Origin of the sequence: Vibrio sp. 1751 (assembly GCF_033339895.1) — a bacterium.
Classification (GTDB): domain Bacteria; phylum Pseudomonadota; class Gammaproteobacteria; order Enterobacterales; family Vibrionaceae; genus Vibrio; species Vibrio alginolyticus.
This window is the reverse complement of record NZ_JAWOVM010000086.1, coordinates 1-15,828: the sequence shown is the minus strand read 5'-3', so window position 1 is coordinate 15,828 and position 15,828 is coordinate 1. Positions and strand designations below refer to the sequence as shown.

Here is a 15,828-nt window from a genome sequence, read left to right as displayed (position 1 = left end):
GGCTACGACGATTGATGGGCGTAACCGCTCAGATCGTAGCTTCTTGATTTAGTTCCATCGAATTACGCAACAAAGCCACAGGCAGAAAAAGCCAATACCCATAGTATAAAGCCAACTATTTATAATATTGAAATTAAAATAATTTTTTCGGCAGTTATTTTGAAATTGCCGATATTTGATTTATAGACTAGAAAAAATCAGTTAGCCAGAATAGAGATCAAAAAAAAACACTAAAAATAAGATTGTCAATTTATATCTCTAAAATTAAAGAATTTAATTTTTAAAGTTTAATGAAGTCCAATATAAGTTTAAGGTGTGCAATCTTTTAAAAGATATAAGTTTAAAGATATTTCAAAAAACTTATTAAGAAAAACATGAACTCACAAAAATAAATATCAAAATTATTAATAAAAAAACACCACTAATATAACAATGAATTAAGGTGGTTTGAAGATTAAAATGCCCATTTCATTTTCGTATATAACATTTTAACTACTAGTATTATATATGTGGTGAAATAAGATAAATTTATTCACTCAACATATCCAATCGATTCAGGTTTACTGGGAAAAGCTATACGTTACAACGGAGTGAAATATGGCAAATAGGGATGGAAGAATTCCACTCAACGTATTACGACTCAAAGAACTGAGAAAGAAATTAGGACTGAGCCAAGAAAAACTGGCGGAAGAATGCTTTCAACAGGGTTTTGTCGTATCTATTGCTTCTATAAAGCGAGCAGAGTCTGGGGCGAATGTGCTGTATCGTACCGCATCCAATCTCGCGGAATACTTTTCTGTCCCCGTAGAGGACCTTTTAATAGATCGGGCCTCAGAACCATTATTTACAAATGTATCTTCATCACCACCATATTTTTTTATTTTTGCAATCGAAGCAAAGTGTGATTTGACCGCAAAGGCTCTGCAAACCTTACTTCTCAGCCAAAACACTACACCCATAATACAAAACCGAACGTTTGTTCTTACTTGGTCTTTACAGGAATCGGACGAATATATTTTTGAGCGAATTCGACAACTAGCCCTTCAATTAAAGGTTGCTCTTTCGGCTTCGATTCGGTCTTTTATCAATGTGAAATACATGCATCGAATCACTGAGCTATCGGAACATCCGAATGCGATAACCCCAATCAATGAAATCCTAGTTAAAATCCCTTGGGGAGAAATAGCTGCTTGTCCTTGCTTTATCTCGTCCAATTGTGCCAGACCAATAAAACCTTTTCTAACAGGAGAGCCAGACTTCAACAACTGGCATTTTGTATCCTTGCACCAAAACCATACTGACTGTTTCGTAGGGCGTAAACTTGAACTAGAAACATTGAATAGCGGAATCAAGCGATGGCAAAAACAAGAAGCAGGCCAAACGTATTGTATTACTGGTACCGCAGGGATAGGAAAGACCAGCCTACTCAACCAGGTCATTTCGTCTTTGAGTCGTTCTTCGTGTTTAACCACAGAGATTCAAATCCTGAATCATGGCAGTGCTGATCTCTTGTCCCCTCAAAATATATTCACTCGGGCAATTTGTTCATTTACTCGTGAAGATACCGATGATTCTATTCGTCAGCAGACTGTCGAGTCATCAATTCCCTCTTCTTTCCATCTCTGCCTTTATTGGTTAATGGGGGTAACACTCAACGAATCAGAAAAACAGCTGCTGAACTTAATGGAGTTCCAAACGCTGAAACAAACGATAGAGCAATCTATCCCTTTCTTAATTCAACAACGGCAGACCAGCAAACCGCATTTGATTATTGTTGAAGATGTCCATTGGGCCGACGAGGTAATGTTGGCATTTCTTGAGACACTGCTACCTTATATTACAAACACCAATATTTTACTCTTTCTGACGTTTAGGCAGCAAAAACGACTTAGTTCCAAACAATCTTGGTTTGCCAACGTGAATCTAATCGAACTTAGGGAGTTATCATCTGAAGAGTCTTACGAGTTAGCTTGCTCAATCACATGCCAACAGAATAAACATATCAATGACTGTATAAAGCTTGCGAAAGGCCATCCTCTATACTTACGCCAAACACTACTTTGTTCTCAGTTTGATAAAGACGTTCCGGAGTCATTGGAACATTTAGTTTCGATACAATTAGCTCAACTTCCAGCCCAAGATCGCCAAGCACTCTGTACTGCATCTGTGTTGGGGCAGTACTTTCAACTGGAGCAACTGCGTGAAATCACTCGAATTCCCGGCTACGTACCAGATAAGTTAGTCGACGCTGGCTTAGTAAAACTCAATGGCGATCAATACCTTTTCCATCATGATTTGATTTGTAATGCTGTTTTCCGTCAAATAGACAAGTCACAGTGTTCAAAAATACACATGGCCTGCGCAAAATGGTATGAGAACCGAGATCGGTTCTTATATGCAGTCCATATCAATCATGCCAAGGGCGAAGGTGTATTTACTGTTCTTGACCAGACCGCCAAACATTACCTGAGCAATTATCAATTTGAAAAAGCACTGACTCTTATTGAATACGCTATTAAAGAGTCACCTAAAGCACAGATGGCGTATGCACTAAATATGAAAGGAAACTGCCTGTATTCGATGGGACGCATCAAAGAGAGTATTGAGGTTCTTGAGCAAGCGATTCATCACACAGAAAATGATTCTGAACGTGTTCAATACTATTTAGACCTCATTAACCCCTACCGTTTAACCGACAACTTTGTACAAGCGATGTCGATTTTAGACCAAGCCCAAGCCCTGTGCGAAAAGCTGACGTTAAATAAATCTTTGTGTGAAATTCACTCGATGAGAGGTAATATGCTGTTCCCCACTGGGCAGCTAGACGAATGTGAGAAAGAACATTTACTTGCATTAGATTACAGTCAACGAGCAAACTGTTTTCGCGCGAAAGCAAAATCGCTTGGCGGCCTCGGTGATTGTGCCTACGCACAAGGAAAAATGGCTCGCTCATACGAGCACTTAACCGAGTGTTTGCAACTGTGTGAAGAGCATCAGTTGCTTTCGATTGAAACTGCTAATCGCTACATGCTGGCAACAGTGATGATCTATCAACTGCAATCTGACGAAGCACTAAAACAGGCTCAGCATGCCTCGAATCTTGCCTATCTCACGGCAAACCGCCGAGCAGAAATTGTTTCTAGGCTTACGGCTGCATGGATCTTTCTCGACCGTAATGTCTTGGTGCAAGCTGAAAACGAAATCTCGACCGCTCTACAACTTTCAAAACAGCTTAATGCTCATCGATTTGTCGCTTTTCTTTTGGAGTCCAGTGCAAGATTGCACTGGTATCAGGGAAAAGAGGAGAAAGCCCTTTCGGACATCGACACGGCTCTAGATCTTGTTCATATCAATAAGCTACACAATTTTATTGGTCCTTGGCTCGTATCTACCAAGGCACTTATTTGTGGCGATGAATCAACGGCCCTCTCCGCTTTGCGCACTGGTGAGGCTTGGCTAGAATCTACCTGTGTTGGTCATAACTATTTACGCTTTTACCAACAAGGAATCCAAGTAGCGTGGCAGTATAAGCAGCCTACGCTACTTCGAAAATATCGCGATAAGCTGTCTAACTTCACCCAAGAAGATCCGCATCCATGGGGTGATTTTTATATTGAACAAGCGAATCTGATGCTTGCCTTACTCGACCAGTCCAGCTCCGTCTCTGAGTTGTTAAACTTCAATCAGGCCGCGCGTAAGCATCAACTGAATCAGGCTCAAATAAGTGTTGATGAGCTCGACCATTGGCTCTCCACATCTACTCAACCATGAAATATTCAATAAACGAAGAAAGTCGATTAATTGCACCGTCAAGTCATCGTGTTTACTCGATTTACCTCGTCAAACACAGATATTCGAAACCATCGAATATCTGTGTTTTGGCACAGTGTCATCGCTGATGAGATTTATGCTGGCGCAAGATCATTTTGCTCCACCTTAAAGTTCTCGATGCTAGGAACATGCTCAGGCAAAAGTAGAGTAACGCGTTGATTTGCTGCTTCAATCCATTTACCTGAACTATTTTTATATCGATAGAATGCCACGCCTGACTTCCAATCATCATTAAGTAGGAGGTTGAGCGTTACGTTATGAAGATCAGCTCCTAAAGGAGCAATGCCTAGATAAGGCTGGTAGCCCTGCAACGTCACCATGATATGACAATCACGCATCGTGCATTGATAGTTGAAACTACCATTGAGATCAGACACCACATTTAACGGTGGGTTAACTGCCTGAAAGATATGTCCTTTACCCACTATTGATTTGTCTTCGCTGGCCACGAGTAGATTAACATCGAAGCTCACTCCTCCAGGTAAGCCGTTACCAATTTGATAATGAGCAGTAAAAATTGCTTGTGATTCTTTTGAGTCCATTTTCATTGTGTTCTCCAACTGAATTTATTGTCGTTAGTGACCCATTCAATGTAGATAACACGTCATTCTGGTTCAGTATCAATTTAGGCTCAGATCTACTTGACCACATAAATTATCCACGGTCACGCAGATGCCGATCGTTCTTTTCATCAACCAGATATTGTTGCTCTCTCGCTGATGCTTTTGGCGATTTGTACAGAACAACTGATACCAAACTGATATGGTGAATGTATGCATTTGGTTTAATATTTGAACAACTATTCAATACATAAGCCAAATGGAAAAAATAATGGAACATGAATGGATGCAGGGAACTAAAGAAAACCAAGTGGTAGAACAGCACCCTAACCCTCAAATACAACGCCTCGCTGTACTTAGCGCGTACTCAATCTCAGTCAATAATGCCAAACTGTTTATTCAGAAAATGGATAAGTGCGGTTTTCCTAAAGAACGATTACTGACACCTCTTGAAAACACGGTTTCACCGGTTCCCGGTTTGAACCAATATCAAGTCGAGTCACTCATCTTCAATACTCGCTATCAACACCAACCCTTTGTCATTGTCATGTGCGAAAGTACGCAAGAAGTTCAGCAAGCCTATCTAACAGCAACTCAATTCAATCTCCCGATTCGTGTTCGCTCAGGAGGGCATGATCACGCAGGTGAATGCAGTGGTGACAACGTCATTTTGATTGACGTGAGCAGAATTAAGACCTTCCAATTGTGTGACAATATTGCCACCATTGGTGCTGGCTATCGCTTCTATCAACTGACACCAAAACTTGCAGAGCATGATCGAATGATTGCACATGGAACCTGTGCCACAGTTGGGTTGACTGGCTATATTCAAGGCGGAGGATGGGGCCCTTGGACGCGAAAATACGGCATGTGTTGTGAGCACCTAGTGAGTGCAACCGTGGTATTGGGTGATGGTACGATCACAGAAGTCTCAGCAGAGTCCAACCCTCACCTATTTTGGGCACTAAGAGGCGGCGGAGGCATGAGCTATGGCATTGTTACCGAGCTACGCGTAAAAACATTCCCTTTACCCAAAGAGATCCACCGCTTCGAGCTTCAGTGGAACCTCTATCCAAAAATCAACGGTATGCTTCAGCCAATACCAACGCACCCTACCATAGATGTGCTAAAAAATTGGGAGCAGGCTATAAAAAGCCTCGATACGCCTAAACTTCTTGGCACCAACTTGCAAATTGATGCTCTGCCTGAATCATCTAACCACTGTGATATTGAAACCATCAGCCATCACTGCACCATGTATGGCTACTGGGAAGGAACAGAACAAGATCTTCACCAATTTATAGCCGTTCAATTTGGCGCTTGCTTCCCTGATTTAGTTCAAGTCTATGAAGCACATGGCACTGACTTTGACGGGAAGAAATACGATCACTCCCTGATGAGCACATGGGGGCGCGATTCTTTGTGTCAAAACGGTTCTCCTTTCCCTCCCGATTATGACGCCCCAGCACCTCACAAAATCACTTCGCGATTGGTGTCAGAGCGAGGTCTTAAACCAGAAGGCTATACTGCACTTTTGCAAAGCTTAACTTCACCTTTGATAAAGCCAGAAAACCGCGATCAAGGGCTATTTAGTTACGTAACCTTAGGGGCGATCACTGGCGGTTTTTATCATCACTCAGACGACCTTGAAGACATATCTTTCCCCTACCGCCAGTGTCAATATACAGTCCAATACCAAACCTGGTGGAATGAAGAGATAAAGCAAAAACTAGAACTACAAAATAACCCAGTACTTGTTGATGTAAACAGAGCCATGGACTGGATTGATAAAGCCAGAGAAGCTGATATACCGGGAACCTATGGTGCCTTCATCAGCTTTAAAGATCCGGCAATTCCGACAAGCGTTTATTTTGATCGAAGCTACCGCGACTTAATCGGTATAAAAGAAAAATATGCTAAGGATAAGTTTAATCACCTTAGAACTAATAAGACCATCATTTAACATCAATATGCATCTTAAAAAGCATATATTAACAGAACGTCATTTGGCCGTTCTATCACGTATAGAAATTAAAAAAGAGGAAAAATTATGACAACTAAGGGGTCATTTTACGTTAAAAATAACTCCAACGATAAAATCACCGGATATGTGAGATTTAAAGACTCTCCGGAAATGGAGGTTCATTTCGACTTGAATATTGGCGAACAATCTGAATCTGCTAGTTTTGAATCCGGTGCCGCTACCCATGACTCCTGGTATTACAGTTTCAAAAAGGCAGGTAAAACCTATACTGGGGACAAGTCCTGTGCATACTATGCAAAAGATGAAAATAAAGGCCCCGTCGTTGCAGAAATCTTTAATGATAATTTAAAAATATCTCCACCACTTAGCGGTTCTTGTGAGAAAACTTTATAGCTGCTCACCTGATTCATCACTTCGCCCGAGACAGTTGCACAACTTCTCGGGCAGTTTCATTTCTCGGTATTTGGATTGAAGACTCTCCCCATTTTCAATCACAATCTGAAATTGTTAACTTTATGTTCTCACTTTATATCACCACTGCAAGATAATCGAATAAATACAAATCACTTTTAAAATAAACTTTAAATCTAGAGTAACCAAGATTGAAAAAATAAATATATTATTAATTTCTAAGATCAAAGAGTTTTACTTAATACATCACTTTTTATTTTAACTCTATCAACTGATACTAAACTGCTACTGACGTTTTTTGATTGAATGCTTAACTTAATAGCATGCGCTTATCTCAATGGCTAAAACCATTACTAAAGCGCAATTCATCTATATCCACGTAATCTCTAAGCATTTGATTCAGAGGGTTTCTTGGATATTCATCATTCAAGATAAACAACGGAAAGCATGGCTATGTGTACAGATGTTAATATCAATTATGGTTGCAACAACCAAACCTTATCCGCTAGAACCATGGAGTTTGCAGTTAACCTTCAGACCGAGATTTGGTTTAGAGCCCAACAAACTTACCAAATTACGACCTTTACTTCCGACGGAAAAGCCGACCGTGTTTTCAATGGTCAGCCGCCAAAACGTCACAGTAAAGAATGTGAGTTTCGAGCAAATTGGCAGGGAGAGTTGAGCTTCATACACTGCAATGCCATTACCCGGTATAATAACCCTCTTTTAACAGCTGATGGCATTAATGAATCTGGCCTTTCTGTTGGGTCACTGTACTTGCCCATTCTCAATCAAAATGTATCGACCTCTCACATCCCTGATGATGCCTTTGCATTAGGCAGCGGCCTGTTTGGTACTTTTATCTTGTCTACGTTTAATACTGTGGACGAGATGGTGACCTACTTCACCACCCACCCCGTTTACGTGTTTAACTCGACTATTTCAACTGGTGAAACAGAGAGTGACAACATGGCTTTGGACCAGCATTTCGTGATTCACGATGCAAATAATGACAGTGCCGTCATTGAGTTTCTTAACGGTAATATGCATATCTATCGAGCATTCAAAGAAAGCGATATGTTCAGCAAAGAGGAAAATCAGCAAGCACGCTATCAATGTGCCGAATACGACTTTGATGATTATAAAGTGGTTGTGGACCACTCCTACGTTGGAGTAATGACTAACTGCCCAAATTACCATTGGCATGTCAATCACCTCTCTTATTTTTCCAATTTGCGCAACTACAACCCAGAACCGAACAATGAAGCAACCATGCAACGTCATGTCCAAGTGCCTGGCCCACTTCAATCAATCAATGGCGCTGGCTTGATGGGTCTACCCGCCGACCCAACACCGCCGTCTCGATTTGTACAAACCTATGCAATTAAGCAGTTAAGCGAACAACCAACTAACTTCGACGAAGCCTTCTCACTCGGACAAAAGCTACTTAATCGCGTTGATATACCTTTGGGCATCATGGCGAATGAGTTTGAGACATCCGATAACCCTGAAGTCTTTTTTAGTGATATTACCCAATGGAGCGTTATTAGACATAACAGTCATCAATCACCCGCGTTCTATCTGCGTACTTACGGAGACATGACTTGGCGAGTCGCTAATGTCAAAGACTATATTGGGTTAAATAGAGACTGTCAGATTTCAAGCGTTTTACAGCTCATGCCAGTTACAACATCATTACCGTTTGAACAAGTCGAATCTCGACCAACTATTAAAATCGCTTAGAGTTAATTTTGAAGCGCAAACAAATGAGAAGCAAAAAGCCAGAGTAAGAAATCAATCTCACTCTGGCTCATAGCTGCATATAGTATAGTTTTATCTGCTATAGATATAACGTATGGTTGCTTTTACACTTGTTACATTCAGTCGATTTACTCTTTACCGAACACGTTGTTCTCTTGTTCTTGAACGCGGATGAATGTAGTACGCTTGGTTAGCTCTTTAAGCTTTGCTGCACCTACGTATGTACATGTTGAGCGAACGCCTCCAAGGATGTCTTGAATAGTGCCGTGAACGCTACCACGGTATGGCAATAATACGGTTTTACCTTCAGCCGCACGGTAGCCAGCGACACCACCTGAGTGCTTATCCATCGCGCTCTTCGACGACATGCCATAGAATTTCATGAACTTCTCGCCGTCTTTCTCGATCACTTCGCCGCCTGACTCTTCGTGACCCGCTAGCATCCCACCTAGCATTACGAAGTCCGCGCCACCACCGAATGCTTTCGCTACGTCACCCGCACAAGAACAGCCACCGTCACCGACGATCATGCCACCAAGGCCGTGCGCTGCATCACCACACTCGATGATTGCAGAAAGCTGCGGGTAACCAACACCCGTTTTTACACGAGTTGTACATACAGAGCCTGGGCCGATACCCACTTTAACGATGTCTGCACCAGCTAGGATTAGCTCTTCACACATATCACCAGTAACCACGTTGCCTGCAGAAATGACCTTGTCTGGGAACTCAGCTCGCACGCGTTCAACATACTCGACCAAATGCTCTGAGTAACCATTTGCAATGTCGATACAAATGAAAATAAATTCATCTGAAAGTGCCATGATGTCTTTGGTTTTTTGGAAGTCTGCGTCAGATGTCCCAGTAGACACCATAACGTTATTCATGGTTACTTTATCTGCTGATTTAGCAAACTCAGCCCAATCTTCTACCGTGTAATGTTTGTGAACAGCGGTCATTACACCATGCTCAGCCAGGGCTTTAGCCATTGCAAAGCTACCAACCGAATCCATGTTTGCTGCGATTACTGGCACACCAGACCATTGACGACCACTATGCTTGAATGTAAAATCGCGGGTTAAATTTACTTGAGAACGGCTCTTAAGGGTAGAACGTTTCGGGCGAAACAGTACATCTTTAAAACCTAACTTAAGTTCTTGTTCGATACGCATTGTGTAATTCCTTGATTCATATGTATATGTGTCATCTCAGAGTGCGTAGTGATTTCGTTGGCAGACGAGTTCACTGTTCTTCGGACACAAAAAAACCGGAGCGTTGGCAGACGCTCCGGTTTTCAGCATTATAGGCTGTGATTTATTTCCTACAAGTCTGATATTTGAATTTTTTTTGTGATACCATCTTGATAATCGCATATCAAAAACACTCCTCAAGTCGTTATTTTTTCTCATTATTTATAATTATCAACAACTTAAGAAAACGTTTAAGTTAACCTCTTGCGCAAACCTTTGCGTCATCCCTTTAAAATGAAAACGCATCACCTCTCAAATCTGCCTAAAACTCAATCACCTAATACTAAGATGCCCTGCTAATTCGAAAAAAGTACTCAAAAAAATCGACGAATTTTCTCAGCAATGCATGAAATCTAATTAAACTCGATAGAGCTCTTGGGTGATAGCGGTACGAAGAGTGCTAACGACATCACTTGCCAAAAGACCAATTTGACCATGCTGACTCACGTTTATATCGGCAGCATGACTGTGAAGTACCACACCTAAACGTGCGGCAACAGAAATTGGTAAACCTTTGGCTAGTAATGCACCAATGACTCCAGATAACACATCTCCCATTCCCCCCGTCGCCATTCCGGCGTTACCCGCTAGACAGACGTACATTCTCGTTCCATCGTAAACAAGCGTCCCCGCGCCTTTTAAAACCACTACACCGCCATAACGCTCTTGTAGTTGTCTTGCAGCAGAGTATCGGTCACTTTCTATTTGTTGAATGGTTACATTTAGTAGTCGAGCTGCCTCTCCAGGATGCGGCGTGATCACTCGATGGTTGTCGCACACCAGAGTGCCATCGCATCGCTGGCTCAGCATCGCTAGAATATTGAGGCCATCAGCATCAACAACTTTAGGTTTCTGCTCTTGAGCCAGATATTGATAGGCTTGATAAGCCCACTCATCATCTCCAAAGCCAGGACCAAACACGAATACGTCAGCCCAGCGAATGCGTTTAGTTAAGTCGTTCTCAGTATCCCTGAGTAAGTCAGCGGTGATGCTCTGGCTCATTACTTCTGGGCAACCAACCTGCAGTGGAATAAGGCTACTCGTGTGAGTAATTGCGGCAGTTAAACCCGCTCCGGCTCTAATCGCAGCGGAGGAACATAAACGAATCGCTCCAGACATCCCTTGATTGCCACCAACACAAAGCAACTTCCCGTTGTCACCTTTATGGACCGTTGGATTTGGCTTGGGCATTAATCTTGAAACAACCTGATGATCAATACCTAATGCACTTTCTACTTCGATAGTATCAAACTTAGTATTGACGCCTAAACCACAAAAGTAGAGCTCGCCAACTCGATCTCTCGCTTGTCCAGTGCATAAGCCTTGCTTAACCCCAATGAAGGTTACAGTATGCTCGGCACGAATAGCATCACCTAAAACTGCACCTGTATTAGCACACAGACCAGAAGGAACGTCGACTGCAATCACAGGGGTATGAATTTGATTAATTTGGTCAATATAGCGACGATACTCCGAACGAACCTCACCGCTTAAACCAGTGCCTAACATGGCATCGATGATCACATCTGCTTCTAGCAATGCGGTATTCCATTCATCCCAATCATTGTTAACACCGTCGATTGACTGCCAGTCTTGGTATGCGCGCAAAGCATCACCTTTTAGCACAGATACATCACCAATTTGGAAAACATGTACATTGAGTTGAGCTTGTTTCGCAAGAGATGCAAATACGTAACCATCGCCACCGTTATTCCCTTTACCGCAAATCACTAAGATATTTTTTGATTTAGGATACAGATGTAAAAAGCGCTCATACACGGCCATACCAGCGCGTTGCATTAAGCTATACATAGAAACACCAGCCATTTGCGCAGCCAGCGTTTCACCGTTTTTTACTTGCTCTGCGGTGTAGAGTTTTAGAGCGAGATTAAAGTCCATATTCACGTTCTACGCATTGGGAAACACAATTATAAGTATACAAAAAAGCCAAGGCGGACCTTGGCTTTTGAGAAAGTTTTTTATCGCTATTGATTCTGAGACATCAGAGCTTCAGCCGTCGCGTCTTGTATAGACAAAAACAACGAGTTGATTTTTCCAGTCGGTGTGCGCATTGGGTTCAACGTAACATTCTGGTACATAAACTCCGCTTGCTGCGTAACTGGTCGAACATTGCGACAGCAGAATAAGTAAGGTCGTTGTCGCCATGTGATGAAGCTGCGACAGCCTAGGTCATACACTGGTTTTGTTTTTAATTTAAACCACTCCTGTGGGATTTCAGGGAAGATATCAAATATAGAACGACCTATCGCATCATGAGACTGCAAACCACTGTGATGAGTCATAAACCCATTCCAGACCTGTACATTGTAATCTCGATCAATGACCACTAAGCCCATGTCAACGTTTTGTACCATATCCACCATCCAATGGAATTGTTCAAACTCTGCTGGCATATTCAACATTAGAACTCCTCCATTAGATAAGACAGTTTGTTATCAAGCAGCGGCAAGGATTCATCCACAAACATAAACAACAAGTCACAACGAATCGACGTTCCTTCAATGTTGTAGCTCACTTCGAATGTCATCGTGCGGCTGAATGCTCCAGTTGTAGATTCAATGATCGAGTCAATTGAGATATGCTGACCAAGGAGTACTGGTGGACTTTGGAAGAATCGGACTTCAGACTGCTCGCCTAAACCATTTAAGAACGACCCCACCAAAATATTAGAAATATCCATTAGCAGCTCAAGCTCTTCTAGCTCTTCGCTGTCTGCTGGTACTTTCATCAACTTTTTGAGATCAGATACGCTTGAATCACTCAAAATCACTAGCGCTTCGCCAGCAATACCTTCGCCACAAAATCCCTGACAAACGCCCGATACGTTGTCATGCGACGCCAAGTCGCGTAGCGCCATGTGAAGTTCGCTCACTTCAAAGATATTGACGTTCGGCAGAGGTAGTTGCACAAACACGTCAAAGTGACGCGCCAACGCATCGGCTGCTCGACCAATTGAAACGTTAGCCACTTCCATGTAAATATCGCGACGACGTAAAATCGGTAACTCAATAGAGACCGGCGTGATAATTTGAGGACGAGGTTCTGGCTCGACCAACTCTTTAAGCGCCTTCTTGAGTTCATCTTTGGCGATCGGTTTTTGAATAAACGCTTTTGCACCCAGTGCGAACACGCGCTCTTTCGCTTTAGGTTGGATATCCCCCGACACCACAACCACCGGAGTTTTATCCCCCAACCGTTGCATGTGCTCTAGTGTTTCAAAGCCATCCATTTCTGGCATGGTCAAATCAAGAAACATCAATTTAAACTCGTTTTTTTCGAGTTCTTCTAGCGCGTTTTTTCCGTGGATAGCAAACGTAATATCGGCATTCAATGTGGCTGGTAGTGATCTCGCCATCTGTTTGCGTGCTAACGCTGAATCATCACAGATGAGTACGGGAAAAGACATTCAATCACCTTTTTATATTCCACAATCTGCGCCGGAGTCTAACAGATTGTTACAGCATGTAATACGAGAAAACTGACGAGTTTTTTATTTCTTTATTATTCAATAAGCATACGCAATATGAATGAATGAGTGAACAAAATGACTAAAAAGCAAGCATCACATTCGCTGTTTAGTGACATAAAACAAACATGGGTAAAACTCCTCCACCAAAAGTAAGCAAAAAGTTGCAGCTAACATCCAAAGCCCATTTTTGCTCGAATTTCATTCTTTCCATTTCCATAATGGGTAAACAGTAACGCGCTAAAACTAAAAAGGCACCCTGCTAGAGGATGCCTTTAATAACAATTTCATCGATAAGATATCAATTCTATGGCACACCATGACCTTTAGAAGCCACCCATACGCGATACCATTGCTCTCGAGTAAGTTCGATGTTCAATGCATTAACTGCAGTTTGCACACGCTCGATTTTACCAGAGCCAATGATTGGAATAGGGTTAGATGGCAAACGACGTACCCAGGCATAAATTACTTGGTCAATACTCGCTGCGCCCACTTCTTCACGAATTGCTTCTAATTCGTTACGGACACGAACAGCTTGCTCACTGTCACCACTAAAAATTGAACCACCACCGAGGCAAGACCAAGCCATTGGTCGCGTGCGCAACATTTGCATTTGATCAAGCGTTCCATCGTGAGCAACCTCAAAGTTAAGTGGGTTGATTTCCACTTGGTTAGTAACCAACGGCTTACCTAGGCGAGATTGCAGCAGTTCAAACTGGCGTGGAGTGAAGTTAGACACGCCAAAGTGCTTCACTTTGCCGACTTTATGAAGCTCAGAAAATGCTTCTGCAACCTCGTCCGCATCCATTAACACGTCAGGACGATGAATTAAAAGTACGTCGATTTCATCCACATTCAAACGTTCTAGCGAGTTATTCACCGATTGGTAGATATGTGCTGAGCTCGTGTCGTAGTGATTGATCTTACGCTCTGGCGTTTTATCGCCACACAAATTGATGTCGCATTTCGTCACGATCTGAATTTGCTCACGAACACTCTTGTCTAAAGCTAACGCTTCACCAAACAACGCCTCACACTCGTAATTACCGTAGATGTCGGCGTGATCGACCGTCGTAATGCCTAACTCAATGTGTTGCTTAAGAAATGACAAACGCTCTTGAGCCGTCATTCCCCACTCAACTGCACGCCAATATCCTTGAACCAGCTCTGAGAACTCTGGGCCTTTTGGTGCAGTTACTACTTTTGCAACCATGGGTTTTCTCCTTCAATTGATCTGCATTCATCGTAGTCTTGTTTTCGTACCGGCTCAACGGGTAAACTTTCGCAATTCGAACTGGAGTACGAAATATGTCTTTTGCCCAACGCCTAGCCACCCTGATCGGAGAAGAAAGCATCAGCGGGTTCGCTCGACGCGTCGATGTGTCTGAAGCTTTAATACGCAAATACCTTAAAGGCAGTGAACCTAGCCTAACTAAAGCAAATCAAATTGCAATGCGCGCCAATTGCTCTCTCGAATGGTTAGCAACGGGATGCGGTTATTTATATCGCCGTGCTGAAGTCGTGGATATGGATGCGTACAAACTTACCTTTCAACACGTTATGAATCAGCCGTTGTCAGACGATGCAGAAGAGCTACACCGCAAGCTAATTGCAGGATATCAATACCTGCGCGCTCACAAAAAATCGGATGGTTTTTTGGATGAATCAGCAATGGCGACCTTCCTATCTCTCCATAAAGAATCTAAAAACGAGTCACTTTGACCTCGATAATTTCGCCATCACTGCGCAAGTGCACATTTAAGGACGGTGATGGCGTCAGAAACTCGTCCGGTTTTACCCAAAGCAAACTTCGAATCGTTTCTTGTGGATAGCGGTTCATCAACAAAATAACTTCTTTATCGACAAGCTCGGAAGATTTCTTTTCCAGAGCTTCAACGACATCATATTGCTCTTTTCCGATAGTGACTCTGCGTAAAACTAACCCATCCTTTCTTAAGTTGAGAAGTAAGTCATTCAGACGCTGCCACTCGTATTCAGTAAGAAACGAGAACTGAGCACTTTCTCTTCTCAAAATCACTTCACCATACAAGTGCTGCTGGTAGTACGAAAAATCATCCAAACAAAATGCGTTGATAAACGTTGAGTTGTCTCGCAACTGCACTTCGCAACCATACCAGCTTCCACTTTTTTCTATACGTTCTTTTAAATTGGAATATGGCATTGCTGACAACGTGTCTTGCCACCAGCTCGGCGTTGAAAGTGCCGGAAACGTTACCGAACAACAACATAAAGAAAGTAAGAGTCGAAGATAAAAGCGCATGCACTGCTCTAGTTGGTTGACATCGAACCAAGACATTACTAACTGCAAGAAAATGTTCAAGAGAAAAATAGTGGCAGGTGGCGATGAAAGTTATGGTGATGAAAGTTATAACGCAGAAATTAAGAAGGCGCACATTTTCGTGCGCCTCTACCTCGTTACTCAATCGTGAGTGTGCGAATCGGCGATGTCTATTGATGCATCCCGAACATAAAACGAGGACTTACCGTAGGGTTTGAATCCATCCAAATTGTGTGTAAAAC

At 42.5% G+C, this 15,828-nt stretch carries 12 protein-coding genes; 5 read left to right on the top strand and 7 right to left on the bottom strand.

All coding sequences use genetic code 11. The features are described from left to right. Nucleotides 1-597: 597 nt before the first annotated feature. Nucleotides 598-3,771 carry an AAA family ATPase gene (locus R7041_RS19490; RefSeq protein ID WP_017819913.1) on the top strand — a complete coding sequence of 1,058 codons (3,174 nt, stop codon included), beginning with the start codon at nucleotides 598-600 and terminating at the stop codon, nucleotides 3,769-3,771. A gap of 134 nt (nucleotides 3,772-3,905) precedes the next feature. On the opposite strand, the gene R7041_RS19485 is transcribed toward R7041_RS19490, so the two are convergent. Then, nucleotides 3,906-4,379: a DUF1842 domain-containing protein gene (locus R7041_RS19485; RefSeq protein ID WP_005373450.1), complete on the bottom strand. Its 474-nt coding sequence runs from the start codon at nucleotides 4,377-4,379 to the stop codon at nucleotides 3,906-3,908. Between the two features lie 283 nt (nucleotides 4,380-4,662). On the opposite strand from R7041_RS19485, the gene R7041_RS19480 reads away from it, so the two are divergent. From R7041_RS19480 to R7041_RS19470, 3 genes are all read left to right on the top strand, one after another. Then, a complete protein-coding gene (locus R7041_RS19480; protein ID WP_005373452.1) occupies nucleotides 4,663-6,354 on the top strand; it encodes an FAD-binding oxidoreductase in 1,692 nt (563 codons plus the stop codon). A gap of 87 nt (nucleotides 6,355-6,441) precedes the next feature. Continuing rightward, entirely contained in the window at nucleotides 6,442-6,768 is a 327-nt protein-coding gene (locus R7041_RS19475; protein ID WP_064369350.1) for a hypothetical protein, read from the top strand. Nucleotides 6,769-7,239: 471 nt separating this feature from the next. Next, complete coding sequence (locus R7041_RS19470; protein ID WP_064369351.1) at nucleotides 7,240-8,529, top strand: linear amide C-N hydrolase; 1,290 nt, start codon at nucleotides 7,240-7,242, stop codon at nucleotides 8,527-8,529. A 146-nt stretch (nucleotides 8,530-8,675) separates the two neighbouring features. Here the strand turns inward: R7041_RS19470 and R7041_RS19465 are convergent, their stop codons facing one another. The 5 genes from R7041_RS19465 to R7041_RS19445 form a co-directional block, all read right to left on the bottom strand. After that, complete coding sequence (locus R7041_RS19465) at nucleotides 8,676-9,719, bottom strand: GMP reductase (RefSeq protein ID WP_005373458.1); 1,044 nt, start codon at nucleotides 9,717-9,719, stop codon at nucleotides 8,676-8,678. Between the two features lie 435 nt (nucleotides 9,720-10,154). Beyond that, nucleotides 10,155-11,696 (bottom strand): bifunctional ADP-dependent NAD(P)H-hydrate dehydratase/NAD(P)H-hydrate epimerase, encoded by a 1,542-nt coding sequence (locus tag R7041_RS19460; protein ID WP_064369352.1) that lies wholly within the window; start codon nucleotides 11,694-11,696, stop codon nucleotides 10,155-10,157. A gap of 86 nt (nucleotides 11,697-11,782) precedes the next feature. Continuing rightward, nucleotides 11,783-12,220, bottom strand: coding sequence for a PAS domain-containing protein (locus tag R7041_RS19455; protein ID WP_005373463.1), 438 nt, complete (start codon nucleotides 12,218-12,220; stop codon nucleotides 11,783-11,785). Next, nucleotides 12,220-13,224 (bottom strand): response regulator, encoded by a 1,005-nt coding sequence (locus R7041_RS19450; protein ID WP_005373466.1) that lies wholly within the window; start codon nucleotides 13,222-13,224, stop codon nucleotides 12,220-12,222. The genes R7041_RS19455 and R7041_RS19450 overlap by 1 nt, the downstream gene beginning before the upstream one ends. A gap of 367 nt (nucleotides 13,225-13,591) precedes the next feature. After that, nucleotides 13,592-14,500 carry an aldo/keto reductase gene (locus R7041_RS19445; protein WP_005387688.1) on the bottom strand — a complete coding sequence of 303 codons (909 nt, stop codon included), beginning with the start codon at nucleotides 14,498-14,500 and terminating at the stop codon, nucleotides 13,592-13,594. A 95-nt stretch (nucleotides 14,501-14,595) separates the two neighbouring features. Between R7041_RS19445 and R7041_RS19440 the strand changes: the two genes are divergently transcribed. After that, nucleotides 14,596-15,009, top strand: coding sequence for a helix-turn-helix domain-containing protein (locus R7041_RS19440; RefSeq protein WP_064369353.1), 414 nt, complete (start codon nucleotides 14,596-14,598; stop codon nucleotides 15,007-15,009). Here R7041_RS19440 and R7041_RS19435 read toward each other — a convergent pair. After that, a complete protein-coding gene (locus tag R7041_RS19435) occupies nucleotides 14,990-15,604 on the bottom strand; it encodes a hypothetical protein (protein WP_080996737.1) in 615 nt (204 codons plus the stop codon). The two genes, R7041_RS19440 and R7041_RS19435, sit on opposite strands and share 20 nt — an antisense overlap. Nucleotides 15,605-15,828: the final 224 nt, after the last annotated feature.